This window comes from Streptomyces sp. HNM0645, from assembly GCF_030056615.1.
Taxonomy (GTDB): domain Bacteria; phylum Actinomycetota; class Actinomycetes; order Streptomycetales; family Streptomycetaceae; genus Streptomyces; species Streptomyces marianii.
Genome location: NZ_JASHLT010000001.1, coordinates 48,796 through 74,413, shown reverse-complemented (window position 1 = coordinate 74,413; position 25,618 = coordinate 48,796). Strand labels below are relative to the sequence as shown.

The window sequence follows — 25,618 nt, the reverse complement described above, 5'->3', positions numbered from 1 at the left end:
GCGCCGGACGCTGCGGCGGACTGCCCGGGGCCGGACGCGTCCGGCGGTGGCCGTCCGGTGCGGCGCTCAGGCCGCCGTCGTCCCCCGGCCCGACGAGCCCTCGACCTCGTCCAGCGCCGAGAGCAGGGCCTGGACGGGAATCCGCCCTCCCGCCACCAGTTGCGCCCCGCCTCGCCGCATGGCGCGGGCGAGCGGCGCGGCCCAGGTGTTCTCGTACACGAGGACGGCGGCGGCGTTGCCCGGCTCGACGGCCGCGGCGGCCTCTTCGACGTCGTCCGGGCCCAGTAGGCCGGAGGACGCTCCTTCGAATACGGTCAGGTCGAGCGTCCCGTCGCCGTCCAGGTCGGCGAGTTCCAGGGCCGTGACGGTGCCGTCGGCGTCCTTGCGGACGAACAGCAGGTCGAGAATGCGGATGATCTTCCGGTCGACGAGGTCGACGAGCAGCGGAAGGCCCTCGCCCGTCATGCGGTTGCCGGGGAACTCCACCACCAGGTAGTCGACGGGTCCCATTTCTTCGACGTCATCGCTCATGACCACTCCTTGCGAGCGCATCAGCGGTCCGGGGCGGCTCGCCTGCCGAACGCTCGGCGCGCCCTCGGGGCGCGTCCCGTAAGCCATTGGAGCACTGGCCCGAACGCTTCGCACCTCCGGCCGGGCGGCCGTCGCGGCCCGCGCCCGGCCGGTACGAGGGGCGTTCGGCCGGCTCCCGCCACCGGGTCCGGCCGGAAGTGCCCGCCTCCGGCCGGCGACCGCGGCACCGGGTCTCCACGACCGACGGCTCCCCTCAGGCGGTGAGCTGGTAGATGCTGTTCCCCGCCAGCCACAGGCCCATCACCAGGCAGCCGACGATGATGGCGGGCTCCTGGTGCTCCTGCAGCCAGGTCCGCAGCCGCTTCAGCCGCGCCCCGGCCGCCTCGGGCGCGAACACCGTGTACAGCTCGGCAGTGAGCAGACTGGCGGTGGCGAGGATGCAGAACCCGAACAGGGCCGCGTACGACGCGAAGTGGGAGAGGTCCGCGCGCACCACGACGGTCGCGGCGGCCGCGACCAGGCCCCAGGGCTGGAGGAAGACGGCGAGGGCGGCAGCCGACCAGGGGGACATCCGGCCCGAACCGCCGTGCGGGTCGGCCGCGTGCCTGGCCCGGCCCTGTGGCTCGGCGGCCGCGTGGGGCTCCCGCCGCCTGCGCCGGCGGTACTCGCCGTACAGGACCAGCCCGACGCCGATCGCGAGCTTGGCCGCGAGGGCGACCGTGGAGGGCGGCGACCTGGGCGGGGGCGGCTGACCGCCGGTGAACAGCAGCACCATGGCGATCACGGCGACGAGACAGGCCAGCCAGGCCAGGATGAAGACCAGTCCCCGCCAGACTCCCCGGTACGAGGAGAGCACCAGCACGAAGGCCATGATGGGCAGCGGGTCGAGGGTGATGGCGACGGCGATGAGCAGCAAGTCGAGGACCATGACGCTCCCTCCGGCGGGTTCCCGCGTCGTGCGGTTCGCTCGCGTGCCGGGCCCGTACCGCCGGCTGCCCCGCTCGAACGCGGGCCGTGCCCGGCCCGCTCCGTCCATGGTCACCTCCGGTGACGGCCGCCCGCAAACAGAGCGCCGCGGTCCCCCGGGGTGCGGGCACACGCTCCGTCCCGGGATGCCGGTGCGGTCCGGCTCCCGCACTCTTGGTCACAGGGAAGGAGCACGCCATGACCACGCGGCGCCGGGCTCCGGCCTTCCTCCGCCCGTCGTGGTGGTCGGGACGCCTCTCGTCGTGGGGAGCCTCCGCGCGGTCGGCGGCCGAACGCACCGAGACCCGCTTTCCCGTCGTCACCCATCTGACGGCCCGTATGGTCTCGGTCAACATCCTCGACTCCGCCACCCGGCTGGCCGCCCAGTGCTTCCTCACCGCCGTGCCGCTGCTGTTCGTGGTCGGGTCCTTCGCCCCCGAGGCGGTGCGCGATCAGCTGGTCAGCTCGGTGTCGGCGATCTTCGGACTCACCGGGGCCTCGAAGGACCTGCTCGAGCAGGTGTACCGGGCCACGGACGACAACCTGCGCGAGGCCACCGGCGTGATCGGCGCGCTGATGGTGCTGCTGTCCGCAACGGCCTGCAGCCGGGCGATGCAGCGACTGTGCAAGCGGGCCTGGCTCGTCCCGAGGTCCGGGGTGCGGATCGCTCCCTGGCGCTGGCTGGCGTGGATCGGGGTGTGGCTGTCCGTGCTGCTGGTCCAGGGGCCGGTGCGTGAGGGCTTCGGCGTCGGGCTGTGGCTGGCCGTCCCGGTCACCATGCTGTCGCAGATCCTGCTGTGGTGGTGGTCCCAGCACCTGCTGTTGGGCGGGCTTGTCGGGTGGCGGCCGCTGCTGCCCGGCGCGGTGCTGACCGGCTTCGCCGTGACGGCGCTGTTCATCGGCAGCAAGTACTACATGCCTCGCGCCATCGACAAGAGCCTGAGCGAGTACGGGTCGGTGGGCACCGTCTTCACCCTGCTGTCGTGGCTGATCGTGCTGTGTGTCGCGATCGCGCTCGGTGTCACGACCGGGGCCGTCCTGGCGAGGGAGCCGTGGCTCGCGCGAAGACTCGGCGGCACCGGCCCGAGCTGGACCACGGCCGACGCCGGGTGGCGGCGCGGAAGGGCGGGCGGGGACGACTGACCTGCGGGGAGGAGCGGGCCGCGCGGAAGGGCGGTCGGCGGCCGCACCCGGGCGCGCGGGAGTGGCCGGGCGCGCGGGGCACCGGGTCGTACGGCCCGGTGCCCCGCGCCCCGTCAGTGCCCCAGGTCGTGCCCTCCGACATGCCGTGGAGCGGGGGCGCGCTCCAGTTCGTGGCGCAGGTCCTCCAGCTCGCTGCCGCCCGCCATCTGCCGGGTCAGCTCGTCCAGGGTGATCTCCGACTTCCTGTGGCTCCCGGCCATCACTCCCCGCTTGAGCAGGACGAACCGGTCGCCGACGAGATAGGCGTGGTGCGGGTTGTGGGTGATCAGGACCACTCCGAGCCCGGCGTCGCGCGCCGCCGCCACGTACTTCAGCACCACCCCGGACTGTTTGACGCCGAGCGCGGCCGTCGGCTCGTCGAGGACGAGGACCTTGGCGCCGAAGTAGACGGCACGGGCGATGGCCACGCACTGCCGCTCGCCGCCGGACAGGGTGCCGATGGGCTGGTCGACGTCGCGCAGGTCGATGCCCATGCGCAGCAGTTCGGCGCGGGTGGTCTCGCGCATGGCGCGGACGTCGAGCCGCCGGAAGGGCCCCTTGCCCCTGGTCGGCTCCGAGCCGAGGAAGAAGTTCCGCCAGACCGGCATCAGCGGGACGACCGCGAGGTCCTGGTAGACCGTGGCGATCCCGCGGTCGAGGGCCTCCCGCGGTGAGCCCAGTGAGGTCTCCTCGCCGTCGACGGCGAAGGTGCCGGAGTCGTGCCGGTGCAGCCCCGCGATGATCTTGATGAGAGTGGACTTGCCCGCGCCGTTGTCGCCGAGGACGCAGGTGATCCCGCCCGCGTGGACCTCCAGCGACACGCCTTCCAGCGCACGGACGTTGCCGTAGTACTTGCTGACGTCGTCGAGTTCCACGAGGGCCGTCATGTCGTCGCCTCCGCGCGGTTGCGGACCCATGCGTTCAGCAGGGTCGCCAGGAGCAGCATCGCTCCGAGGAAGAACTTGAACCAGTCCGGGTTCCACTCCGCGTACACGATGCCCTTGCTGGTCATGCCGAAGATGAAGGCTCCGACCGCGGAGCCGATCGCGGAACCGTAGCCTCCGGTGATCAGACAGCCGCCGATGACGGCCGCGATGATGTAGATCAGCTCGTTGCCGACGCCTTCGCCGGACTGGACGACGTCGAACGAGAACAGCAGGTGCTGGCCGGAGATCCAGGCGCAGAACGCCACGCCCATGTACAGCAGGATCTTGGTCCTGGCGACCGGGACGCCGACGGCCCGCGCCGCGCCCGCGCCGCCACCGACGGCGAAGATCCAGTTGCCGAAGCGGGTGCGCAGCAGGATCCAGGTGGCGAGGGCGACGAGGGCGATCCACCACAGGATGGTCGTCTTGACGTCGACGCCGCCGACGGTGAACGAGGCGAAGACCTTCTTGGCCCCGGCGAAGCCCTCCATGTCGGCGATGGTCTTCGTCGACACGGTGCCGCTGATCAGCTTGGTGAAGCCGAGGTTCATGCCGGTGAGCATCAGGAACGTGCCGAGCGTGATGATGAAGCTCGGCAGTTTCGTGCGCACCAGCATCACGCCGTTGAAGGCGCCGATCGCGAGGGTGACCAGGAGCGACACCAGGGCGCCGACCCACACGTTCGCCGTCATCTGGTAGCTGAACATCGAGGAGACCAGCGCGGAGCTGGTCACCAGCACACCGGCGGAGAGGTCGAACTCGCCGCCGATCATCAGCAGGGCGACCGGCACGGCCATGATGCCGATGGTGGATGCCGCGTACAGCACGGTGCTCAGGCTGGACGTGCGCAGGAAGGTGTCGGCCACGATCGAGAAGAAGAGGAACACGGCTGCCGCGCCGACGACCGAGCCCAACTCGGGGCGGCCGAGCAGCTTCTTCCACGGCGAGGTGCGCAGCAGCCGCTCGTCGGACGGGCCGGTCCGGTCGTGGGCCGGTGGTGCGGTCGCGGTCATCGGGTCCCCCGCTCCGTGTAGTCCTGCAGTGCGGCGGCGTCCTTCTCGGTGATGATCTGCGGGCCGGTGAGGACGGGCCGTCCGCCGCCGAGCACATCGGCGTTGTAGCGGTAGAGCCACAGCAGATCCACTGCCTCGTAGCCCTGGAGGTACGGCTGCTGGTCGACGGCGAAGCCGAGGTCACCCGACTTGAGCCCGGCGACGACCTTGGCGTTCAGGTCGAAGGTGTCGATCTCGGCCTCGCTGCCCGCGGCCCGCTTCGCCTGGACGGCGGCGTCGGCGAACGGCGCGCCGAGGGTGACGACCGCGTCGATGGACGGGTCGGTCTGGAGCTTGGCCTCGACGGCCGCCTGGACGTCGGGCATGTTGGTGCCGTCGACGTACAGGTTCTGCAGATCGCCGTCGAAGGTCTTGGCCGTCCCGGAGCAGCGCTGCTCGTGGCCGACGTTGCCCTGCTCGTGCAGGACGCAGAGCGCCTTCTTCCGCCCGCGCCGGTCGAGTTCCTCGCCGACGGCCTCGCCGGCGACGGTCTCGTCCTGGCCGATGTGGGTGAGGGCCCCGTACGCCTTGGACTCGGCCGAGCCGGAGTTCACGGTGATCACCGGGATCCCGGCCCTGGTGGCCTTGGCGACGACGTCCTTCATGGCGTCGGGCTTGGCGAGCGTGACGATCAGCCCGTCGACCTTCTGGTCGATGTACGTCTGGACCAGCTGGGCCTGCTGCTGCGCCTCGTCGCTGTGGGCGTACAGGAACTTGACGTTGTCCTTCACCGCGGCCTGCTCGGCGCCTCTCTGGACGATGTCCCAGAAGGTGTCGCCGTCTCCCGAGTGGGTGACCATCGCGAACGTCCAGCGCGGTGTGTCGACCGCCGCCCGTCCCTGCGCCTCCGCCGCCCTGCGGGCGTCCTCGGCACGTTTGCCGCCGGTGGCGCTGCACCCCGCGAGGGAGGCCCCGAGCACCGCCGCCAGCACCGCGCCGATCGCACGTACCCCTGTCCGAACCCTTGCCACGACGCCGTGCCCCTCTTGCTCCGCCTGCTGTACTCCGGCGCAAGTATCCCTGAGCACGATCGACGGCGCGGCCTGCGGGTGGGTGGTGACGCGGGTCATCGGGTGCCGTCGGCCGTGAGCTTCTCCAGTGCGGGGACGTCCTTCTCCGTCACCAGAGCGGGTCCCGTGAGCACCGGCTTGCCGCCGCCGATGACGTTGCCGTTGGTCTTGTTGAGCCACAGTTCGTCGACGGCGAGGTAGCCCTGGAGGTAGGGCTGCTGGTCGACGGCGAAGCCGATCTCCTTGGCCTTGAGTCGCTTGACGACCTCGGCGTTCAGGTCGAAGGTGTCGATCTCGGCCTCGCTGCCCGCGGTCCGCTTCGCCTGCACGGAGGCGGCCGCGAACGGGGCGCCCAGGGTGACGACCGCGTCGATGTCCGGCCCGCTCTGCAGCTTCGCCTCGATCGAGGAGGTGGAAGCGGGCATGTTGGTGCCGTCCACGTTGAGGTTCTCGACGGTGCCCCCGAAGGTCTTCCGCACGCCCGCGCAGCGCTCCTCCAGCGAGACGTTGCCCTGCTCGTGGATGACGCAGACGGCCTTCTTCCTGCCGCGCCTGTCGAGTTCCTCGCCGACGGCCTCGCCGGCGACAGACTCGTCCTGGCCGATGTGGCTGAGCGCGCCGACCTCCTGGGAGAACCGGCCGCCGGAGTTGATCGTGACGACGGGTATCCCGGCGGCGACCGCCTTCTTGACGACGTCCTTGACCGCCTCGGGCTTGGCGAGGGTGACGACGATGCCGTCGACCTTCTGGTCGATGTACGTCTGGACCAGCTGGGCCTGCTCCTTGCCCTCCTTGTTCGCGGCGTACAGGAACTCGACGTTGTCCTTGGCGGCCGCATCCTTCGCTCCGCGCTGGACGATGTCCCAGAAGGTGTCGCCCTCGCCGGAGTGGGTCACCATGGCGATCTTCAGCCGCTCGGTGGTCGCGGGCTTGCCGCCGGAGCCGCCCTCGGCCTTCTCCTCGGAGCCCTTGCCGCCGGAGCTGCTGCATCCGGCCACGGCGAGTGCGAGTGCGGCGAGCAGGACTGCTGCCGTGCGGGGTGTGCGCATGGTGGGGTCCGCCTTCTCTCCCGGCCGCCCGGTTGCGGCTGGGTGAGTTTCTACGGGGGCGGCGCCACCCCGTCAATACTTTGTCCGAACATTCTTACGCGGGGTCGTGGCGGCGGAACGGCCCCGGCCGCGCGCCATCCGGGTACGTCCGGCCGCGCCCCCACGCCCGTCCGGCCGGCTGTCTCCGGCGAGCGTCCGCCCGCACGGCAGGCAACGTGCGACGACGCGCCGGTCCCGGGCGTCGCGACGGGGCGACCACCGCCCGCTGCGGCACTACGGCCGGACGAGGAGCTGGAACTCAAAGGCGTACCGGGAGGCCCGGTAGACGTGCGAGCCGAACTCGACGGCCCGCCCGGTGTCGTCGAACGTCGTCCGCTGCATCGTCAGCAGCGGGGCGCCGGCCTCCTCGCCGAGCAGCCGGGCCTCGTCACCGGAGGCGGCGCGCGCCCCGACCGACTGCCGGGCGCTGTGCAGGGTTATGCCCGCGTTGCGCATCATCCGGTAGAGCCCCGTCGACTCCAGTTGCTCGGTGTCCAGCGGCAGCAGCCCCGCCGGAAGATGGTTGCTCAGATGGGCCATCGGCTCGCCGTGGGCCGAGCGCAGCCGCTCCACGAGGTGGACGTCGCTCCCCTCCGGCACCCCGAGGGCGGCCGCGACCTGCGCGGTCGCCGGCTCGACGGTGTTGCGCAGGACCCGGGTGGCGGGCCGCTGCCCCGCCGCCTCCAGGTCGTCGTAGAGACTGCTCAGCTCCAGCGGGCGCTTGACCTGGCTGTGCACGACCTGGGTACCCACGCCCCGGCGGCGCACCAGCAGCCCCTTGTCGACGAGCGACTGGATGGCCTGGCGGACGGTGGGCCGGGACAGCCCGAGCCTGCCCGCCAGCTCGATCTCGTTGCCGAGAAGGCTGCCGGGCGTGAGCGTGCCGTGCTCGATAGCCGCCTCCAGTTGCTGGGACAGCTGGAAGTACAGCGGGACCGGGCTGGTGCGGTCCACGCTGAGCTGGAGCGGCGCGGTGGCGTCCGTCGTGTCTCTCGGCTGCTTGGGCACGCTGCGAGGGTAGTCGCAGGGCCTGATGACGGGAAGTTGTGTCGTTCGATTGTCAGGACAAATGCTTGACAGGGCCCTTGGGCGGCCCCCACCTTTGGGCCATGCGCATCGGACTCATCGGAACCGGACGTATCGGCGCCTTCCATGCGGGCGTCCTCAGCCGTCATCGTGACGTCGGCGCCCTGGTGGTCGCGGACACCGACGCCCAGCGGGCCCGCGAGGTCGCGGCCCGGATCGACGCCACCGCCGCCCCTTCCGTGGACGAGGTCTTCAAGTGGGGCGTGGACGCCGTCGTCATCGCCTCGGCCACCGCCGCCCACGCCGATCTGATCGGCCGGGCCGCACGTGCCGGGCTCCCCGCCTTCTGCGAGAAGCCGATAGCGCTGGACCTGCCGGGAACCCTGGAGGCGCTGCGCGAGGTCGACGGTGCCGGGACCGAACTCCAGCTCGGCTTCATGCGGCGCTTCGACGCCGGGTACGCCAAGGCCCGCGAGCTGGTGCGCTCGGGGCGGCTCGGCCGGCTGCACACGGTACGGGCCGTCACCGCGGACCCGGCCCCGCCGCCCGCCGCGTACCTGCCGCTGTCCGGCGGACTCTACCGGGACTGCCTGGTCCACGACTTCGACATCCTGCGCTGGATCACCGGACGGGAGGTCGTGGAGGTGTACGCCACCGGCTCCGACGCGGGGCACGCGATGTTCCGCGAGGCGGGCGACGTCGACACCGCGGCGGCCGTGCTGACGCTCGACGACGGAACGCTGGCGTCGGCCACGGCCACGCGCTGCAACGGCGCCGGCTACGACGTCCGCATGGAGTTGTGCGGCGAGGACGACACGGTCGCCGTCGGCCTGGACGACCGTACGCCGATCACCTCCACGGAGCCGCAGGGACCGCCGCCCGCCGACAAGCCGTGGCCGGGCTTCCTGGAGCGCTTCGCCCTCGCCTACGAGGCCGAACTGGACGCCTTCGTCCGTGTCGCCACCGGCGAGCTGGACAACCCGTGCGACGGCCGGGAGGCGCTGGAGGCACTGCGCGTCGCCGAGGCGTGCGAGCTGTCCCGGCGGGAGCACCGGCCGGTGCGCCTGGAGGAGGTCCCGGGGCTGTGAGCGCGCCTGCGCGGGCTGCCCGTCGTCTGGTGACGGGCAGCCGGCGCACGCCGCGGATCAGCAGGCCGGGGAGCCAGTCGAACGGGGCTCCGGCCGGGTCGGCGGCGAGGCCGGGGCAGCGTTCCAGCAGCGTACGGAGCGCGATCCCGGCCTCCAGCCGGCCTAGGGGGGCGCCCCGGCAGTGGATGCCGTGGCCGAATGCCAGATGGCCCGGGCCGCCCGCCGTCGCGGTGCGGCGGATGTCGAAGCGGTCGGCCCCGGGGAGGCGGGCGGGATCCCGGTCCGCGGCCGCGAGCCCGACCAGGACGGGCTCGCCCTTCGGGACGACCGTGCCGCCGTAGCGGGCCGGCTCCGTGGTGAACCGCATCGTCGCGGTCTCCACCGGGCCGTCCTACCGCAGCATTTCCTCGCCCCCCGTCCGGCAGGCCGAAGTCGGCGCGCAGCGGCCAGTTGGCCCGGATGCCCGAGCAGCGCGCGGACGCCGTTGGAGAATCACCCCAGCCGACGAGGCCGCCCCCACGGTGTGTACGGGGTCCCGCGGGACGCACGGCGCCTCGTGCCAGCCGGCGCCTTCACACGAGGCGCAACGCCGCGCTCGCGATCAGCATGTCCAGCGCCGCCGGATACGCGCTGACGTTCATCTCGGCGACGAGGTACCGCGCCGCCCGGGCGATGTGCGGGTGCGTCCGCGCCGGCAGCCGAGCGTACGTGGCCTGCCACACCGCCTCGTCCGCCCGGCGCGCCGCCTCCGGGAGGGCGAGCGCCGCGGCGTCCAGCGCGGCGAAGGCGAGCGTCTGGTCGATGAAGCAGTGGTAGATCCGGACGGCCTCGGGCACCGGGAAGCCCGCGCGGTGCAGCACACCGAGGACGGCCTCGTCCGCGGCGATCTCGTGCGCCCGCCCCGAGACGCGGCTGGCCGTGAGCACCGCCGCCTGCGGATGGGCCAGGTACGCGGCATGGATGCGCAGCCCCAGCTCACGCAGGTCCGCGGCCCAGTCGTCGGTGGCGCTCCAGCCTCTGAGCGCCCGGCCGATCAGCTCGTCGCCGACGGCGAGGGTCAGCTCGTCCATGCCGCGGAAGTAGCGGTACAGGGTGCTCGGGTCGGCGCCGAGCGCCGCGCCGAGCCGGCGGGCGGTGAGCCCCTCGCCGCCGTGCTCGCGCAGCATCCGCAGTGCCGTCGTCACGATCAGTTGCTCCGAAAGGACCACACCGGACTTCGTGGGGCGGCGGCGCCTGCGCGCCCCCTCCGGAACCACCTTCTTCGGCAACGCCCTTCCCCTTCGCCGCGGTTGAAGCCCGCCCGGCCCGGGCCGGGCGGGCTTATGCCAACGCCATTGACGCTATCAGGGGGCGGTGAGTTTCATCAGGGCCCGGAAGATTCCTGGTGAAGAGGGAAGGGAAGAGGTCATGCGCATCTTGCTGGTCGGCGCCGGCGGAGTGGGGACAGCAGTCACCCGGATCGCCGCTCGCCGCGATTTCTTCGAGCACATGGTCGTTGCGGACTACGACGAGGGCCGGGCCCGGGCCGCCGTGGCCGGTGTCCCACGGGCGGGCGGCGAGCCCGCCGGGACGGGCGACGGCACCGGGGCCGCCGACGGCCGGTTCACGGCCGCCCGGATCGACGCCTCGGACGAGGCCGCCGTCCGGGAGCTCCTGGAGCGGGAGCGCTGCGACGTGCTCCTCAACGCGACGGACCCCCGGTTCGTCATGCCGCTCTTCCGGGCCTCGCTCGCCGCGGGCGCGAACTACCTCGACATGGCGATGTCCCTGTCGCGGCCGCATCCGCGGCGGCCGTACGAGGAGTGCGGCGTGAAGCTCGGCGACGAGCAGTTCTCGCTGGGCGAGGACTGGTCGGAGTCCGGCCGGCTCGCCCTCGTCGGCATGGGGGTGGAGCCCGGCCTGTCGGACGTCTTCGCCCGCCACGCGGCGGACGAGCTCTTCGACTCGATCGAGGAGATCGGCGTCCGGGACGGCGCGAACCTCACGGTGGACGGCTACGACTTCGCGCCCTCGTTCAGCATCTGGACCACGATCGAGGAGTGCCTGAACCCCCCGGTGGTCTTCGAGACCGGTCGCGGATGGTTCACCACACCGCCGTTCAGCGAGCCGGAGGTGTTCGACTTCCCCGAGGGGATCGGCCCGGTGGAGTGCGTGAACGTGGAGCACGAGGAGGTGCTGCTCATCCCGCGTTGGGTCGACGCCGACCGCGTCACGTTCAAGTACGGCCTCGGCTCCGACTTCATCAACACCCTGCAGGTCCTGCACCAGATCGGTCTGGACCGTACGGAACCGGTCGCCGTGCGCAGCGCCGACGGCCCGGTGCAGGTGTCGCCCCGTGACGTCGTCGCGGCCTGTCTGCCGGACCCGGCCACGCTCGGCGACCGGATGCGGGGCAAGACGTGCGCGGGAACGTGGGTGAAGGGCGTCAAGGACGGGCGGCCGCGCGAGGTGTACCTGTACCACGTCGTCGACAACGAGTGGTCGATGAAGGAGTACGGCAGCCAGGCCGTGGTGTGGCAGACGGCGGTCAACCCGGTCGTCGCCCTGGAACTGCTGGCGACGGGGGCGTGGTCCGGAACGGGCATCCTGGGCCCCGAGGCCTTCGAGGCGCGCCCCTTCCTGGATCTGCTGGAGGACTACGGCTCCCCCTGGGGCATGCGCGAGCAGTGACCGTCGCCGCGGGCGGCGGGCGGCGGGAGAGCGGTGCTGCCGGGCCACAGGGCACCGGCCGCGCCGCTCTCCGGCTCAGGCGAGCACGTTCAGCGCGCCCGGCTGCACCCGCACCGTCACCGGCAGCGTCGCGTCGACCTCGCCGTCCGCGCCGTACGGGAGCCCGCGGTCGGCCTCGATGCGGATCTCCTTGCCGCGCAGCACCTCCACCTCGGGGCGCTCCAGGTGCACTCCCGTCTTGAGCTCGTTCATCATCGCGAAGAACAGCCGCTTGGGTGCGTGCCGGATGACGACGACGTCGAGCACGCCGTCGTCGAGGCTGGCCCCGGGGGCGATGTTGCGGCCGAAGCCGTAGTAGCCGGAGTTGGCCGCGACGACGGTGTAGCCGCGCACCTCGTGGAGCGACCCGTCCACGGTGATGCGGTACTCGGCGGGCTGCCACGCGGCCACGGCCCGCAGCCCGCCCGCGTAGTAGGAGGCCGCTCCGCGCAGCAGCCTCGAGGTGTTGGCGTGCCGGTTGGCGACGGCGTCGACACCCGCGTAGACGCTGCCGAGGACGGACACCCCGGCGTGGACCGACGACTCGACCCGGATGGTGTCGACCGCCCGGGGTGATCCGTCGAGCAGTACGGCGGCGAGGGCGGCGGCGTCGGTGGGCAGGCCCAACGCCCGGGCGAAGTCGTTGCCGCGCCCGGCGGGTACGAGACCGAGGACCGTGTCGGTGCCGCTGAGGGCGCCTCCGACGCCGCCCGCCATGCCGTCGCCGCCGACGGCGAGCACGACGTGCCCCTTGCGTCCGGCTTCCCGGGCCACCTCCTGGGCGTGTTCCAGGTTGCGGCTGTACTGGGTGTCGAGCCCGGCTCCGGCCTCCCTCAGGAGGCGGGCCAGCGGAAGCAGGGCCGCCGTACCGCTGGAGCCGCCCGCGGTGGGGTTGACGACGGCGGTGAACTGTCGCATGAATGCGCCTCCGGAAGGCAGGGGCCGGTCAGCGGACGGGGATGAGCACACCGGGGTTGAGGATCCCGGAGGGGTCGAGCTCGGCCTTGACGGCCTGGAGAACGCGGACACCGACGGGGCCGATCTCCCGCGTGAACCAGTCGCGGTGGTCGGTGCCGACGCCGTGATGATGGCTGATGGTGCCGCCGGCCGCCAGGATCGCGTCGTTGGCCGCCCGCTTCACCGGCGCCCAGTGGGCCACGGGGTCCTCGCCCTGTGCGGAGACGACGGTGAAGTAGAGCGAGGCGCCGTTCTCGTACACGTGCGAGATGTGGCACATGACCAGCGGCGGGGTGCCTGCCTCGGTGAGGGCGTCCGTGAGTGCCCGGCGCACCGCGTCGTAGAGGCCGGGCAGGGCCGACCAGAAGGCGGCGGTCTCCAGGGTCTCGGCGAAGGCGCCGGCGTCGAGGAGCGCGTCGCGCAGGTACGGCGCGTTGTAGCGGCCGTGCGCCCAGCGCTCGCCCGGCTCCTCGCCGGCGAACTCGCCGCCGCAGGCGAGAAGGACCTCGCGGGCGCGGGCGCGTCGGTCGGCGGTGTCCTCGGCGGTGCCCTCGTACCCGGCGATCGCCATGCACCCGGCGGGCTGCGGGGCGCCCTCGCCGCCGATCCGGTCGGGCTGGGCGAGTCCGATGAAGGACTCCGTCTCGTCGGACAGCCGGAGCACGGTCGGGCGGGGGCCGTCCTGGGCGAGCCTGCGGAGCGCGGCGGCGCCCGCCTCGAAGGAGGCGAAGCGCCAGCCCTCGTAGACCCGGGTCTGCGGGAGGGGGCGGATCCGGACGGTGACCGAGGTGATCACGCCGAGGGCGCCCTCGGAGCCGAGGACCAACTGGCGCAGGTCCGGGCCGGCGGCCGAGCGGGGGGCGCGGCCGGCCTCCAGGGTGCCCTCGGGGGTGGCGACGGTGACGCCGAGGACCATCTCGTCGAAGCGGCCGTAGCCGGCGGAGGCCTGGCCGCTGGAGCGGGCGGCGGCGAAGCCGCCGATCGAGGCCCACTCGTAGGACTGGGGGAAGTGGCCCAGGGTGAAGCCCCGTTCGTTGAGCAGGGCCTCGGCGTGGGGCGCGCGCAGTCCGGGCTGGAGCACGGCGGTGCGGGAGACCTCGTCGAGGGCGAGGAGTCCGTCGAGCCGACGCAGGTCCAGAGCGACGAATCCGTGCCCGGCCTCGGGGGCGAGACCGCCGACGACGGAGGTGCCGCCGCCGAACGGCACGACGGCCAGGCCGTGTCCGGCACAGGCCCGCAGCACGGCCAGCACCTCGTCGTGGCTCGCGGGCAGCACGACGGCCGCGGGGACGTCGTCCACCTCTCCGGCGCGGATCCGCAGGAGGTCCGGGGTGGACTTGCCGCGGGTGTGGCGGATCCGGGTCTCCGCGTCGGTGCGTACGTGCGCGGTGTCGCCGACGGCGGCGGTGAGCGCCTCGCGGGCGGCCCCGGTCAGCGCGGAGTCCGGGACGGAGATGTCGCCGAGGCCTGCGGGGCCGCTCTCGCGGGGGGTGACGCCGAGCAGATCGCGCAGCAGGCCGATCACCGAGTCGGGCAGCGGGGCCGCCTTGGCCGGGTCGCCCCAGCCGCTCCACAACATGTCCACTTCGTCTGCCCTTCACCGTCGGTTTCGCGAGGCGCGGTGCCGCGCGGCCTGCACTGGCATTACACTGTGACAGATGACGCCCATTCGTCACAACCATGCGGACGGAGATGCCGTGCTCGACGCGGCACGCGATTGCATCCTGGCCGTCGGCGTACGCCGGACCACCCTGACCGACGTGGCCCGGCGCGCCGGTGTGTCACGCATGACCCTGTACCGCCGCTGGCCCGACGTGCGGACACTCGTCGGCGATCTGATGACCCGGGAGTGGATCGCGCTCGCCGTGGGCGCCATGCCCCCGGCCGACCCGGTCGGCCCGACCCGGACCCGGCTGGTCGACGGACTCGTCGGCGGGGTCGCGGCCTTCCGCGCGCACCCGCTGTTCCACAAGATCGTCGACGTCGATCCGGAACTGCTGCTGCCGTACGTGCTCGACCGCCGCGGCGCCAGCCAGGACGCGCTCCTCGGACTGATCGCCGGCGCCCTCGCGGAGGGCCACGCCGACGGGTCCGTCCGGCAACTGCACCCCGACCTGCAGGCCCGGTCGCTGCTGCTGGTCGTGCAGTCCTTCGCCATGTCGCTGCGCACGATGACCGAACCGGACGACCCCGAGCTCACCGACGCGGCCTTCCTCGAAGAGCTGCGGACCCTTCTGGAGAGGACCCTCACGCCATGAGCACTCCGAGTCCCGCCTCCTCCCTGAACGCGGCGCGCCGCGCGCGGGAGCTCGCCGCACTCGCCGACGGTGCCGAGGTCGACGTACTCGTCGTCGGCCTCGGCGCGACGGGCGCCGGCGCCGCCCTCGACGCCGCCGCGCGGGGACTGTCGGTCGCCGCGATCGACGCCCACGACCTCGCCTTCGGCACCTCCCGGTGGAGCTCCAAGCTCATCCACGGCGGACTGCGCTACCTGGCGAGCGCGCAGCTGGACGTCGCCCACGAGAGCGCCGTCGAACGCGGCATCCTCATGGAGCGCACCGCCCCGCATCTGGTGCACGCCCAGCCGTTCGTCCTCCCGCTGACGCCGCTGGTCCCGCGCGCCCAGGCCGCGCTGGCCCGGGCCGGCTTCCTGGCCGGCGACCTGCTGCGGGTCTCCGCCCGCACCTCGCGGACGACCCTGCCCGCGCCACGCACGCTGTCCGCGGTGGAGACCCGCCACATGGCGCCCGCGCTGCGCCCTACCGGACTGCGCGGCGGGCTGCTGTCCTGGGACGGCCGGCTCACCGACGACGCCCGGCTCGTGACCGCCGTCGCCAGGACCGCGGCCGCGCACGGCGCCCGGATCCTCACCCGGGTGCGCGCGCTCTCCCTCGGCGGCTGGGGCGCGGCCGTGCGCGACGAACTGACCGGCGAGGAACTGCAGATCCGGGCCCGTACGGTGATCAACGCCACCGGCGTCTGGGCGGGCGGACTCGTCGACGACGTACGGCTGCGGCCCTCCCGGGGCACCCATCTGGTGCTCCGCTCCGAGGTCCTCGGCGGTCTGTCGGCCGGTCTGCACATCCCGGTCCCCGGCGAGACCAACCGCTTCGTCCTCGTCCTGCCCCAGGGCGACGGCCGGGTCTACGTGGGACTGACCGACGAGCCGGTCGACGGCGACGTACCCGACGTGCCGGAGGTGCCCGAGACCGATGTCGGCTTCCTCCTCGACGTCCTCGGTTCCGCGCTCGACGTGGCCGTGGACCGTGCGGACGTGGTCGGGGCCTTCGCCGGGCTGCGCCCGCTGCTGGACACCTCCGGCGCCGGAGGTCCGGGACGTACCGCGGACATCTCGCGCAGGCACGCCGTCCTCACCTCGGGGGACGGTGTGATCACCGTTGTCGGCGGCAAGCTCACCACCTACCGGCGGATGGCCGAGGACGCGGTGGACGCCGCGGTCACGGCACGCGCGCTGCCGGCCGGCGGGTGCCGCACGGCCTCGCTGCCGCTGGTCGGCGCCGCCCGTCCGGACGCGCTCGCCGCACTGGAGGCGCCCCGCCGGCTGGTCCGCCGCTACGGGACCGAGGCCCCGGCCGTCCACGCCCTCGGCCTCGCCGACCCCGAGCTGGCCCGGCCCGTCGTCCCCGGCCATCCCGTCACCGGTGCCGAACTCCTGTGGGCCGTACGGCACGAGGGTGCCCTGGACGAGTCCGACCTCCTCGACCGCCGCACCCGGATCGGCCTGGTGCCGCACGACCGGGAGACCGCGCTGGAGGCCGCGCGAGCGGCACTGACGCCCCGGGTCTGCTGAACGGCCGCCCCCTCCCGCCGGAGCGGTCGGGGCGGCCGGACCGCCGGAGTGGTCCGGCGGTGGGCCGCCTGCCCGGCGGTCTTCAACCGACGAAGGTTCCTTGACGGGTGTCAGGGCTGGATCATGCTTGGGGTCTCATTTCCCCAGGCGGCTCAGTGCCTGCATGGCTTCGCGCTCCATACGTGAGAGATCGCCGAGGACCGAGCCGGCCTGGACGAGGCACTGCGCATCGCCCGATTCACCAGCCCGCTTGATCAGCGCTGCTACTTCCGTCCACAGGACGGCCGCCTCGGTGTACAGCGTGTGGCCGGTGCGCAGGTGGCTGCTGTCGAGCAGATCGGTGCATTCGGCGAGGAAGTCGCGGTAGAGGTTGCGGAACAGGGCGCCACCGGTGCCGGCCTTCTCCATCAACAGGGCGGCCCGCGGCAGGTCCCGCTGTGGGTTGTCGGTGCGCTGGAGCCATGTGCGTACCAGCTTGCCGGCCTTCTCGATGCCGCGGTGACCGAGGTTGGCGATGGGCGGGTTGAGGAAGGCGTCGGCGCATGCGGTGATGGCGGGGACGATGTGCCCGTGTGGGGCGGGCGGGTTTCCTGGAGCGGTGAGAGTGAAGGACCGGTGCTTGGCGGTCATCGGGCCGCGCGCGGCCCTGGCCTGGGCGAGGCTGGTCAGATTGGTGGAGACGGCTCCGCCTTGCTGGTCGGTGTCCACCAGGTACGCGTTGTGGTCGTCGTAGCCGTACATGGCGACCACGTGGCCGCCGAAGTGGACCTGTGAGTCGAAGTAGTCCAGGTAGTAGCTGTCGAGCTGGAGTCCGACGGGGTGGCCTGCGTCGATGGAGGCCGCCACGTTGCGCCATGCCCTGCGCGGAGAGGTGGTCTCCTGGACCAGGAGTTCCAGCCCGAGCCCGGTGGCCAAGGTCCTGGTGAGGCCGAGGGGCCTGACCCGTCCCCCGAGGAAGGGAAAGCCCATGTTCTTGCCGTCCCAGTAGACGAAGGACAGACCGGAGCCGAGGCCGAACAGCATGGGCTCGGACAGATCGAGCCCCTGGTGCCGCAGCAGCACCCCCAGGGCTGTCGTCTCGCAGTGCTGCGTACCGCGGGCGTCGATGTCTGACACCGTGGTCATGCCGCGCTCTCCTGGACGGGGACGATCAGTCGGGTCAGCAGTTCTTCTTGTGGCGCCTCCGCCGGTCCGACGAGATACGCCTCGCGTACGGGTGCCTGCGGGCGCAGTCCACGCTCGTGGAGGGCCGCGAAGAGCGCGTTGTAGGCCAAGGGAAGTTGCGCGTGGGGACCGATGTGCCTGGTCTCGACGACGAGTCCGCCGGGCAGCACCTCGAACTCCAAGCCGGGCGCGCCTTCCCCCTCTGAGGTCTGCACTCCGACGGCGATCTCCATCCGCTCTTCCAGGTCCAGCGGGTACAGCCCCCACAGCGGCGGCTCCCATGCGATTCCCGTCTCGCCGAGCGTGGGCGGTAGTCGACCTACGCACTCCCCGACCCTGGTTCCGATCTCCGCGGGGGTGCAGACCGCCCGCACCACCGCCAGCCGTCGCTCCGGCTCTCTGGCCAGGATCACCTCGTAGCCGGGCAGACCGCCCTCCGCCAACCGCTCCAGCATCTCCAGCCGGACCTGGTCCCTGCTGATCCGCTCGGCCAGCCGATCCCGCTCAGCGCGCAGGATCCCTGACCTGCGCTCGGGCCCGGCAGCCAGTACCTGGGCGATCACGGCCAGGGGAAGATCCATCTCGCGCAGCAGGGCGATGGTCAGGGCATCACGCACCTGTTCCGGTGCGTAATGGCGGTAGCCGGAGCCGGCGTCCACCCGGATGGGAGCCAGCAGCCCCATGTCGTCGTAGTGCCGCAACTGCTTCACGCTGAGGCGGCACAGGCGGGCGAAGCGCCCGATGGTGAGGAGTTCGTCTCGCACGCCATCATGGTGGACTCTCCCACGGTGGGAGAGTCCAGCGCTGAGTCGATGAACGGTCCGGCCGGGTCCGCGTACCTCACCGGGGGCGGCGAGCCCGGACGCGCCGCACCCGGGTCGCGGGCGCCCGGGGCGTAGCCGGCACCACCGCCTCTACATCCTTCGGTGTAGGGGGGATTCGTCATCCGCCATGACGAACCGCCGCGTGACGGCGCGGACGATGAGGACATGACCAAGACTCTGTCCACCCCGGTCGGCGCGCCGGGCGCCTCGGGCGGCCGGCTGGCCCTGCTCGACGTACTCCGCGGAACCGCGATCCTCGGCACGCTGATGACCAACGTGTGGATCTTCACGGCGCCCGGCGCGGAATGGGGGAGCCTCACGGGCGCCGGGGACACGCCGGGGTTCACGTCCCTGCCCGACGGCGCCGAGACCCTCTTCCGGCTCGTCGCCGACGGCAAGTTCCTGGCCATGCTGACGATGCTCTTCGGTGCCGGACTCGCCATCCAGTTCGACTCCGCCGCACGGCGCGGGCTGCCCTGGCCGGGCACGTACCGGGGACGGGCGCTGTTCCTCCTCGCCGAGGGCACCGTCCACTTCGTCCTGGTCTTCGCGTGGGACGTCCTCATGGGATACGCGGTCACGGCGCTGCTCGTCGCCTGGCTGCTGACCCGCTCCGACCGGGCCCGCCGCCGGGTGATGTGGTGGGCGGGCGGTCTGCACCTGCTGCTGATGGGCGGGCTGACGGCGGCCCTGACCGCACTCGGGGACGACGGCGGCGCGGGGTCCGGCGGGGAGGTCTCCCGCGAGGTCGTCGACCTGTACGCGCACGGTGGTTACGCGGACCAGATCGCGTTCCGCCTGGAAAACGCGGTCGCCCTGCGTCTGGAGCCGGTGCTGACGTTCGGTCTCCTGGTCTTCCTGTTCCTGCTGGGCGTACGGCTGTACCGGGCGGGGGCGTTCGGCGCCGACGCGGCCGGCCGGCGCATACGCACCCGGATGCTCGGCTGGGGCCTGGGACTCGGCGTACCGCTGACCGGCCTGTCCGTATTCGCCGTACCCGACGGCTTCCTGCTCGAGCGCTACTGCGCCGCCCCCCTGGTGGCGGTCGGCTACATCGGCCTGATCGGCACCGTCGTGGACCGGGTCCGCCGCAAGGGCTGGTTCACGAAGGGGCTCGCCTCGGTCGGGCGGACGGCCCTGTCGGCCTACGTGCTGCAGAACGTCCTGTGCGTGCTCGTCTCGTACGGCATCGGTCTCGGCCTCGCGGAACGGCTCGGCGAGTCGGGCCGGCCCTGGTGGGTGATGGGACTGTGGGCGGCGGTGTGCGCGGTGCTGATGGTGGGCTCCGCGGTGTGGCTGCGGCGGTTCTCCAAGGGGCCGCTGGAATCCGTGCAGAGCCGGATCCTGCGGCGCTGAGAGCCGCGCACCGCGGGCATCGGCGGACGGCGCGGACCGCGGCGTCACCGCGGACCGCGGGCCGGGCACCGGGGGCGGGGGCGGGACGCACCGGTGCCGTCGGAACCGGTGCGTCCCGGGCGGGCCGATGCCGCGGCCGCCCGCCGGGAAGGGCTCCGTCAGCCGCCGAGCTCCCGGTGCCGGGCCGCCAGCGCCGCCGAACCCTGCTCGGTGAGCGAGCCGAGGAGCCGCAGCCGGGAGAAGCCCCCGTCCGGGAAGATGTCGATGCGGACGTGCGTGCCGACCGCCGGAGCGTCGAGCACGAAGCGGTGGTTGGTGTCGGGCTGGAGACGGGTGCGCGGCAGGAACTCGGTCCACTCGCCGTCCTCGCCCGTCCTGACGGACAGGGCGGCCCAGCCGGCGGAGTTGCCCTTGAGGTACGCGGTGTCGATCTCGACGGCGCGGATCTCGGACTCGGCCACCAGCCGGTACCGGATCCAGTCGTTGCCCCGGTCGCGGCGGCGCGCGGTCTCCCAGCCGTCGTCCATCTTGCGGGAGCGGCCCGGGGTGATGGTGTTGGCGGGCGGCGAGTAGAAGCGGTTCGAGGCGTCCTGCACGGCACCGCCGTTCTCCAGCGCCACGACGTCGAACGTGCCGAGCGTGGCGAGCCACTTCGGGTCCGGGACGACCTCCCCGTACACGCGCAGCCGTGCGATACCGCCGTCGGGGTGCTGGTTGACGCGCAGATGCGTGAAGCGCTGCTCGGCGGTGACCTCGAAGCCGTTGGCGGCGTGACCGCCCACGGGGGTACGGGGCACGAGGGTCGTCCACTTCACGCCCTCGGAGAGCAGTTCCTCCGGGGTGGGCGCGCCCTCGGCCCCTTCCCAGGTGGTGCCCTCGACGGACACGGCCTGCGGCATGTTGCCGCGGAAGTGCGCGGTGTCGACGACGATGCCGCGGATCACGCCGGGCGCGCCGAGGCGGATCAGCGCCCAGTCGTGGGCGTCGGGCGTCGGCCAGGGCTGCTCGGCCGAGACACCGCGGCGGCGCCGTGTCTCCCAGCCGTCCATGATCTTGCCCTTGTGGCCGAAGTGCTCGGGGTCGAACTCGGCGGGCTCGGGCACCAGCAGGTTCTCCCGCTGGGCGAAGAACTCGTCGTTCGCGGCGATCACACCCGCCCCGAGCCGGCGGTCGGCGAGGTTCGCGAGACCGGTGAACGGGAAGTCCGCGGTGCGGTAGTCGGCGTACGGGTCGCCGCCCCCGTACGGGTGCGCGTTGCCGGTGAAGGACGGTATCGCCACGGTGTCAGTCGTTCCTTTCGAGCAGCCGGCCGGTGGGCTCGGCGACGGTGCCGTTCTCCACGATCCGCGTGCCGCGCAGCCATGTCGACTTGACGACACCGTGCAGGGTCCTGCCCGCGTAGGCGGTGACCCGGTTGCGGTGGTGGAGTTCGGCGGGGTCGACGGTGAAGGTCTCGTCGGGGGCGAGTACGGCGAAGTCGGCGTCGCGTCCGGCCTCGACGGCCCCCTTCTGCGTGAGGCCGGCGAGCTCCGCCGGGGCGGCCGACATCCAGCGGGCGACGTCCTCCAGGGTGTGGCCGCGCCTGCGGGCCTCGGTCCACATCGCGGGCAGCCCCAGCTGGAGCGAGGAGATCCCGCCCCAGGCGGAGGCGAAGTCCGGGGTCTTCAGGTCGCCGGTGCACGGCGAGTGGTCGGAGACGACGCAGTCGATCGTGCCGTCGGCGAGCCCCTGCCAGAGCACGTCCTGGTTCCGCGCCTCGCGGATCGGCGGGCAGCACTTGAACTCGGTGGCGCCGTCGGGGACCTCCTCGGCGGTGAGGGTGAGGAAGTGCGGGCAGGACTCGACGGTGATCCGCACGCCCTCGGCCTTGGCGGCGGCGATCAGCGGCAGCGCGTCGCCGGAGGACAGGTGCAGCACGTGCACCCTGGCGTCCAGGCGCCGGGCCTGGGCGACGAGGTTCGCGATCGCCGTGTTCTCCGCGTCGCGCGGGCGGGAGGCGAGGAAGTCGGCGTACCGGGGGCCCGGCCGCTGCGGGGCGGCGGCCAGCCGGTGCGGGTCCTCGGCGTGCACGATCAGCAGTCCGCCGAAGCCGGCGATCTCGGCCAGGGAGCGGGCGAGCTGCTCCTGGTCGAGCTCGGGGAACTCCTCGACGCCGGACGGCGACAGGAAGCACTTGAAGCCGAAGACGCCGGCGTCGTACAGCGGCCGGAGGTCCTCGACGTTGCCGGGGAGCGCCCCACCCCAGAACCCGGTGTCCACATGCGCCTTGGGCCGCGCCACGTCCTGCTTGACGCGCAGGTTGCCGACCGTGGTCGTGGGCGGGAGGGAGTTCAGCGGCATGTCCAGCAGCGTGGTGATGCCGCCCGCGGCGGCCGCGCGGGTGGCGGTCCAGAAGCCCTCCCACTCGGTGCGGCCGGGATCGTTGACGTGGACGTGGGTGTCGACGAGCCCGGGCAGGACGACGTGGTCGCCGACGTCCTCGAGCCGGGCGCCGGGCGGCGTCTCGGCGTCGTACGGAAGCACCGCCTCGATCCTTCCGGCGGCGACGGCGATCGACGCGGGCCGCGTGCCGCCGGGGGTGACGACCCGTGTCGAGCGCAGCACCAGATCCACGTCCTTGACGTGCGTGTCGGACACCCTGCCCCTCACTTCCGTACCGCGGTACTTCCGCACAGCGAAATTCAACGAACTGTTGAAGGAGTCTTCCCCTCCACCCCCGGACAGTCAAGACCTCCCGGGATCCTCCCGAGTGGGTTCACAACGATCAGAGGTTTCCACAAAGTGGAACTATAATTTCGGCAAGCAGAACGTAGTTATGCACACAGGCAACACCGCGGGACCATCGGGGATGACCGGCCACACACGGACAAACGCGCCCTGACCCGCATCGACGCCCCCGCGCGGGCGGTGTGCGCCACAGCACCGCCCGGTAGGCTGCTGCCTTGCCCGCCCGCCTGAAAGGACCGTTGACGTGCCGACGTCCAGCGCCAGCACCACCGACGCCGCAAAGCCCGCCGCGAACAGCGGCGGTGTGCAGTCCCTCGAGCGCGCCTTCGACCTGCTCGAGCGGATGGCCGATGCCGGGGGCGAGGTCGGGCTGAGCGAACTCTCCGCGAGCAGCGGGCTCCCGCTGCCCACGATCCACCGGCTCATGCGCACCCTGGTCGCCTGCGGCTACGTCCGCCAGCAGCCGAACCGCCGCTACGCCCTCGGCCCCCGCCTGATCCGCCTCGGCGAGAGCGCGTCCCGGCTGCTCGGCACCTGGGCCCGCCCGTACCTCGCCCGCCTCGTCGAGGAGACCGGCGAGACCGCGAACATGGCGCTGCTCGACGGTGACCAGATCGTCTACGTGGCGCAGGTGCCGTCCAAGCACTCGATGCGGATGTTCACCGAGGTCGGGCGCCGGGTGCTGCCGCACTCGACCGGCGTGGGCAAGGCGCTGCTCGCCCACTTCCCGGCGGACGAGGTACGGGCGCTGCTCGCCCGCACCGGCATGCCGGCGGCGACGGAGAAGACCATCACCACGCCCGAGGGCTTCCTGGAGGCGCTGCAGCAGGTCCGCCGTGCGGGCTACGCCGTCGACGACAACGAGCAGGAGATCGGGGTGCGCTGCCTCGCCGTCCCGGTACCCGACTCCCCCACGGCCACGGCGATCTCCATCTCCGGCCCGGCGGGCCGGGTGACGGAGGCCGCGACGGAGAAGATCGTCCCCGTCCTCCAGACGGTGGCGAAGGAACTCTCGGAGGCCCTGGCGAACACGTCGGCACCACGGGAGTAGCGACCGCACCCGACCACGGCGGCACGGGAGCAGACACCGCACGCGACCACCGGCCCGCACCGGCAGAAGCCGCGGTGGCGAGTGCCGCACACGAGCAACCGCCGCACGCGCCCGCGCCGGGCCTGCCAGCTCCTCCTACTCCGCCACGATGCGCTCGACCGCGGCCGTCACCAGTCGCTCCCGCTCCGCCTCCGTGAAGACGTCCGGCAGGGTGAGCTGCTCGACGATCAGCCAGTTCAGAGCGAGGATCAGCAGCTTCACCGCCATCGCGTCGCCAGGGAGGCCCGAGGCCTCGTGGTAGGCGATGTTGGCGTCGACATCGGCCCGGACCCGCTCGGTGAGGACCTCGCGCAGCGCGGGCCGGCGGGTGGCCTCCAGACGGAGTTCGAGCAGCGCCAGGTAGCCGGTACGGAAGGCGGCGACGCGGCCGACGAGTTCGCGCATCAGCTCCGCGTAGGTCTCCCGGTCGCGCCCGGCCGTCCGCTGGCGGGCGATCGTGGCCTCGTCGGGCTGGAGCCGCTCGTAGACCCGGGCTCCGGCCTGCGTGAGCAGCTCGTCACGGCTGGCGAAGTAGTTGGACGCGGTGCCCGCGGGGACGGCGGCCTCGCCGTCCACCGCGCGGAACGTCAGACCTCGCGCGCCTTCCCTGGCCAGCACCTCGATCGCGGCGTCGACGAGGGCCGCACGCCTCTGGTCGTTCCGCCTCACCATCGGCCCACCGCTCCGTCCACAGCATCGCTTCAGACCACTTCAGTCAGAGTACTACGTGCTGTGGCGAGCGCTGCCCGACGCGACACCGGGCCAGCCCGCCCAGGGCGCCCTCCGTGCGGAGACCGAGGGCACGGAACGCGCGCCGGGCCGCTCAGCCTCGGCGCCGGGCCACCACCATCGCGCAGCGCGGGGTGCCGTCGGAGCGTCGTCCGAGTCCTTCGAGAGGGGCCACCTCCACGTCGAAGCCGACCTGACGGAGCTCCGCGAGTACCTCACCCATCGGGAACGTGCGGTAGTACATGACGAAGGCGGGCCGCCACACCCGGTTGCGCACGCGCATCACGGCGTCGAAGCCGAGCATCGCCCAGTAGGGCAAGGTCCCGAGGTGCGGCGGCGCTCCGACGGGGAACGCGAACACAGCGCCGGGGCGCAGCGCGGAGTGCACCTGGGCGAAGAGTCCGGAACGTTCGCGCGGCAGGAAGTGCCCGAAGGCGCCGAAGCTCACCGCGAGGTCGAAGACCGGGCGGAACGGCAGGGCGCGGGCGTCGGCGCGGACCCAGTCCGCCGCGGGATGGGCCCGGCGGGCCTCACGCAGCATCCCGGCACTGAAGTCGACGCCGACGACCCGCTCCTCGCAGAGTCCGCGCAGCACTCGCACGCCCGCCCCCGTGCCGCAGCAGACGTCCAGCCCGTCGCGGAACGGACCGAACGCCCGCAGCGCGTCCGCGGTCTCGTCGAGAACGCGGTCCGGGGTACGGAACGGGGTCAGGTCGAACTTGGGCGCGAGCAGGTCGTATCCGCGCTCGACCGACGACAGCGCCTGCACGGCGAGTTCGCGGAGGGTGGGGCCCTGGGAGGTGAACATCGACTCCCAGCGTAGTCAGCGCGGGCGCGGGAAGGTCGCGGATGCAGGAAAGTCGCGGGCGCGGGAAGTCACGCGCGGGACGGCGCCGTCCGCGTGGACACAAGGCCGGCCGGCCGCACGCACTCAGCCCTTCGGCTCGCCGAACAGTTCCACGGCGTTCCGTACGTTCGCCAGTCCGGCCGCCAGTGCGCTGACCGAGCCGACCGCTCCGGCGACCAGCAGCAGGGACCGGCGGAGCCGCCGGATCTCCGGCACGCCGCTCAGCGCCATCGCGTCCATGGCCGCCAGTTCTTCCTCCGCGATGCCGCGGTCCGCGAACTCGGCCGGATGGCCGGCGAGTTCGCGTCGGAGCCGGGAGACGGCGGCACGCAACTCCGTCACCCTCGGATCCTCGCCGCTCCGTGTCTTCCGCGCCTGCCCCACACTCCGCAACAAAGCCCTCCCCCTCGCACGTCGTTGTGCTGCCCGGCGAACGCCCGCCGGACGGTGGTCGAACGCCTGGGGTCGCGGGCCAGTTAACGCCATTCCGTAGGCGCTCCGCCACTCCGTGGTACGAAATTCAGCTCGACGGGTC

Annotated in this window: 24 protein-coding genes and 1 pseudogene; 7 read left to right on the top strand and 18 right to left on the bottom strand. The window is 72.6% G+C overall.

The window, feature by feature from the left end:
- Window positions 1–66: 66 nt before the first annotated feature.
- Together QMZ92_RS00340 and QMZ92_RS00335 are read right to left on the bottom strand one after the other, a co-directional pair.
- Entirely contained in the window at window positions 67–531 is a 465-nt protein-coding gene (locus QMZ92_RS00340; RefSeq protein ID WP_283295169.1) for a DUF6325 family protein, read from the bottom strand.
- Between the two features lie 253 nt (window positions 532–784).
- Window positions 785–1,459: a GAP family protein gene (locus tag QMZ92_RS00335; RefSeq protein WP_283295168.1), complete on the bottom strand. Its 675-nt coding sequence runs from the start codon at window positions 1,457–1,459 to the stop codon at window positions 785–787.
- Window positions 1,460–1,695: 236 nt separating this feature from the next.
- On the opposite strand from QMZ92_RS00335, the gene QMZ92_RS00330 reads away from it, so the two are divergent.
- Window positions 1,696–2,640, top strand: coding sequence for a YhjD/YihY/BrkB family envelope integrity protein (locus QMZ92_RS00330; RefSeq protein ID WP_283295167.1), 945 nt, complete (start codon window positions 1,696–1,698; stop codon window positions 2,638–2,640).
- Window positions 2,641–2,753: 113 nt separating this feature from the next.
- Here QMZ92_RS00330 and QMZ92_RS00325 read toward each other — a convergent pair whose 3' ends face one another.
- From QMZ92_RS00325 to QMZ92_RS00305, 5 genes are all read right to left on the bottom strand, one after another.
- A complete protein-coding gene (locus QMZ92_RS00325; protein ID WP_283295166.1) occupies window positions 2,754–3,566 on the bottom strand; it encodes an ATP-binding cassette domain-containing protein in 813 nt (270 codons plus the stop codon).
- Window positions 3,563–4,618: an ABC transporter permease gene (locus QMZ92_RS00320; protein ID WP_283295165.1), complete on the bottom strand. Its 1,056-nt coding sequence runs from the start codon at window positions 4,616–4,618 to the stop codon at window positions 3,563–3,565. The genes QMZ92_RS00325 and QMZ92_RS00320 overlap by 4 nt, the downstream gene beginning before the upstream one ends.
- Entirely contained in the window at window positions 4,615–5,628 is a 1,014-nt protein-coding gene (locus tag QMZ92_RS00315) for a sugar ABC transporter substrate-binding protein (RefSeq protein WP_283295164.1), read from the bottom strand. Before QMZ92_RS00315 ends, QMZ92_RS00320 begins: the two co-directional genes overlap by 4 nt.
- A gap of 95 nt (window positions 5,629–5,723) precedes the next feature.
- Window positions 5,724–6,716, bottom strand: coding sequence for a sugar ABC transporter substrate-binding protein (locus QMZ92_RS00310; protein ID WP_283295163.1), 993 nt, complete (start codon window positions 6,714–6,716; stop codon window positions 5,724–5,726).
- 273 nt (window positions 6,717–6,989) lie between these two features.
- Window positions 6,990–7,709 carry a GntR family transcriptional regulator gene (locus tag QMZ92_RS00305; RefSeq protein ID WP_283295310.1) on the bottom strand — a complete coding sequence of 240 codons (720 nt, stop codon included), beginning with the start codon at window positions 7,707–7,709 and terminating at the stop codon, window positions 6,990–6,992.
- A gap of 155 nt (window positions 7,710–7,864) precedes the next feature.
- Here QMZ92_RS00305 and QMZ92_RS00300 point away from each other — a divergent pair, with 155 nt between their 5' ends.
- Window positions 7,865–8,869, top strand: a complete 1,005-nt coding sequence (locus QMZ92_RS00300) for a Gfo/Idh/MocA family protein (protein WP_283295162.1) — start codon at window positions 7,865–7,867, stop codon at window positions 8,867–8,869.
- 31 nt (window positions 8,870–8,900) lie between these two features.
- On the opposite strand, the pseudogene QMZ92_RS36240 reads toward QMZ92_RS00300, so the two are convergent.
- Both QMZ92_RS36240 and QMZ92_RS00290 read right to left on the bottom strand, forming a co-directional pair.
- Window positions 8,901–9,358 (bottom strand): annotated as a pseudogene (locus QMZ92_RS36240) (cytochrome P450); the annotation flags it as partial.
- Window positions 9,359–9,441: 83 nt separating this feature from the next.
- Window positions 9,442–10,137, bottom strand: a complete 696-nt coding sequence (locus tag QMZ92_RS00290; RefSeq protein ID WP_283295161.1) for a TetR/AcrR family transcriptional regulator — start codon at window positions 10,135–10,137, stop codon at window positions 9,442–9,444.
- Window positions 10,138–10,276: 139 nt separating this feature from the next.
- Here QMZ92_RS00290 and QMZ92_RS00285 point away from each other — a divergent pair, with 139 nt between their 5' ends.
- Entirely contained in the window at window positions 10,277–11,539 is a 1,263-nt protein-coding gene (locus QMZ92_RS00285; RefSeq protein WP_283295160.1) for a saccharopine dehydrogenase family protein, read from the top strand.
- A 75-nt stretch (window positions 11,540–11,614) separates the two neighbouring features.
- On the opposite strand, the gene QMZ92_RS00280 is transcribed toward QMZ92_RS00285, so the two are convergent.
- Window positions 11,615–12,496, bottom strand: coding sequence for a YegS/Rv2252/BmrU family lipid kinase (locus tag QMZ92_RS00280; protein WP_283295159.1), 882 nt, complete (start codon window positions 12,494–12,496; stop codon window positions 11,615–11,617).
- A gap of 28 nt (window positions 12,497–12,524) precedes the next feature.
- Window positions 12,525–14,120 (bottom strand): FAD-binding oxidoreductase, encoded by a 1,596-nt coding sequence (locus QMZ92_RS00275; RefSeq protein WP_283295158.1) that lies wholly within the window; start codon window positions 14,118–14,120, stop codon window positions 12,525–12,527.
- A 73-nt stretch (window positions 14,121–14,193) separates the two neighbouring features.
- Here QMZ92_RS00275 and QMZ92_RS00270 point away from each other — a divergent pair, with 73 nt between their 5' ends.
- Together QMZ92_RS00270 and QMZ92_RS00265 are read left to right on the top strand one after the other, a co-directional pair.
- Entirely contained in the window at window positions 14,194–14,793 is a 600-nt protein-coding gene (locus QMZ92_RS00270; protein WP_283295157.1) for a TetR/AcrR family transcriptional regulator, read from the top strand.
- A complete protein-coding gene (locus QMZ92_RS00265; RefSeq protein WP_283295156.1) occupies window positions 14,790–16,346 on the top strand; it encodes a glycerol-3-phosphate dehydrogenase/oxidase in 1,557 nt (518 codons plus the stop codon). Before QMZ92_RS00270 ends, QMZ92_RS00265 begins: the two co-directional genes overlap by 4 nt.
- Window positions 16,347–16,481: 135 nt before the next feature.
- Here QMZ92_RS00265 and QMZ92_RS00260 read toward each other — a convergent pair whose 3' ends face one another.
- Together QMZ92_RS00260 and QMZ92_RS00255 are read right to left on the bottom strand one after the other, a co-directional pair.
- Window positions 16,482–17,471 (bottom strand): BtrH N-terminal domain-containing protein, encoded by a 990-nt coding sequence (locus QMZ92_RS00260; protein WP_283295155.1) that lies wholly within the window; start codon window positions 17,469–17,471, stop codon window positions 16,482–16,484.
- Entirely contained in the window at window positions 17,468–18,274 is an 807-nt protein-coding gene (locus QMZ92_RS00255; RefSeq protein WP_283295154.1) for a MerR family transcriptional regulator, read from the bottom strand. Before QMZ92_RS00255 ends, QMZ92_RS00260 begins: the two co-directional genes overlap by 4 nt.
- 225 nt (window positions 18,275–18,499) lie before the next feature.
- Between QMZ92_RS00255 and QMZ92_RS00250 the strand changes: the two genes are divergently transcribed.
- Complete coding sequence (locus QMZ92_RS00250; protein ID WP_283295153.1) at window positions 18,500–19,690, top strand: DUF418 domain-containing protein; 1,191 nt, start codon at window positions 18,500–18,502, stop codon at window positions 19,688–19,690.
- 158 nt (window positions 19,691–19,848) lie between these two features.
- Here QMZ92_RS00250 and alc read toward each other — a convergent pair whose 3' ends face one another.
- Window positions 19,849–20,970: an allantoicase gene (gene alc, locus QMZ92_RS00245; protein WP_283295152.1), complete on the bottom strand. Its 1,122-nt coding sequence runs from the start codon at window positions 20,968–20,970 to the stop codon at window positions 19,849–19,851.
- Window positions 20,971–20,974: 4 nt separating this feature from the next.
- On the bottom strand, window positions 20,975–22,327 hold the full coding sequence (gene allB, locus QMZ92_RS00240) for an allantoinase AllB (RefSeq protein WP_283295151.1): 1,353 nt from the start codon (window positions 22,325–22,327) through the stop codon (window positions 20,975–20,977).
- Window positions 22,328–22,661: 334 nt separating this feature from the next.
- Between allB and QMZ92_RS00235 the strand changes: the two genes are divergently transcribed.
- Entirely contained in the window at window positions 22,662–23,468 is an 807-nt protein-coding gene (locus QMZ92_RS00235; protein ID WP_283295150.1) for an IclR family transcriptional regulator, read from the top strand.
- Between the two features lie 135 nt (window positions 23,469–23,603).
- Here the strand turns inward: QMZ92_RS00235 and QMZ92_RS00230 are convergent, their stop codons facing one another.
- The 3 genes from QMZ92_RS00230 to QMZ92_RS00220 form a co-directional block, all read right to left on the bottom strand.
- Window positions 23,604–24,179, bottom strand: a complete 576-nt coding sequence (locus QMZ92_RS00230; RefSeq protein WP_283295149.1) for a TetR/AcrR family transcriptional regulator — start codon at window positions 24,177–24,179, stop codon at window positions 23,604–23,606.
- Window positions 24,180–24,330: 151 nt separating this feature from the next.
- Window positions 24,331–25,044, bottom strand: coding sequence for a class I SAM-dependent methyltransferase (locus tag QMZ92_RS00225; RefSeq protein WP_283295148.1), 714 nt, complete (start codon window positions 25,042–25,044; stop codon window positions 24,331–24,333).
- 123 nt (window positions 25,045–25,167) lie between these two features.
- Window positions 25,168–25,425, bottom strand: coding sequence for a DUF5955 family protein (locus QMZ92_RS00220; RefSeq protein ID WP_283295147.1), 258 nt, complete (start codon window positions 25,423–25,425; stop codon window positions 25,168–25,170).
- Window positions 25,426–25,618: the final 193 nt, after the last annotated feature.

Coding starts and splice junctions, on each gene's coding strand:
- QMZ92_RS00335 (WP_283295168.1), bottom strand. CDS start 1,459: ATGGTCCTCGACTTGCTGCTCATCGCCGTCGCCATCACCCTCGACCCG.
- QMZ92_RS00230 (WP_283295149.1), bottom strand. CDS start 24,179: ATGGTGAGGCGGAACGACCAGAGGCGTGCGGCCCTCGTCGACGCCGCG.
- QMZ92_RS00270 (WP_283295157.1), top strand. CDS start 14,194: ATGACGCCCATTCGTCACAACCATGCGGACGGAGATGCCGTGCTCGAC.
- QMZ92_RS00250 (WP_283295153.1), top strand. CDS start 18,500: ATGACCAAGACTCTGTCCACCCCGGTCGGCGCGCCGGGCGCCTCGGGC.
- QMZ92_RS00225 (WP_283295148.1), bottom strand. CDS start 25,044: ATGTTCACCTCCCAGGGCCCCACCCTCCGCGAACTCGCCGTGCAGGCG.
- QMZ92_RS00260 (WP_283295155.1), bottom strand. CDS start 17,471: ATGACCACGGTGTCAGACATCGACGCCCGCGGTACGCAGCACTGCGAG.
- QMZ92_RS00310 (WP_283295163.1), bottom strand. CDS start 6,716: ATGCGCACACCCCGCACGGCAGCAGTCCTGCTCGCCGCACTCGCACTC.
- QMZ92_RS00325 (WP_283295166.1), bottom strand. CDS start 3,566: ATGACGGCCCTCGTGGAACTCGACGACGTCAGCAAGTACTACGGCAAC.
- QMZ92_RS00300 (WP_283295162.1), top strand. CDS start 7,865: ATGCGCATCGGACTCATCGGAACCGGACGTATCGGCGCCTTCCATGCG.
- QMZ92_RS00265 (WP_283295156.1), top strand. CDS start 14,790: ATGAGCACTCCGAGTCCCGCCTCCTCCCTGAACGCGGCGCGCCGCGCG.
- QMZ92_RS00320 (WP_283295165.1), bottom strand. CDS start 4,618: ATGACCGCGACCGCACCACCGGCCCACGACCGGACCGGCCCGTCCGAC.
- QMZ92_RS00340 (WP_283295169.1), bottom strand. CDS start 531: ATGAGCGATGACGTCGAAGAAATGGGACCCGTCGACTACCTGGTGGTG.
- QMZ92_RS00280 (WP_283295159.1), bottom strand. CDS start 12,496: ATGCGACAGTTCACCGCCGTCGTCAACCCCACCGCGGGCGGCTCCAGC.
- QMZ92_RS00330 (WP_283295167.1), top strand. CDS start 1,696: ATGACCACGCGGCGCCGGGCTCCGGCCTTCCTCCGCCCGTCGTGGTGG.
- QMZ92_RS00285 (WP_283295160.1), top strand. CDS start 10,277: ATGCGCATCTTGCTGGTCGGCGCCGGCGGAGTGGGGACAGCAGTCACC.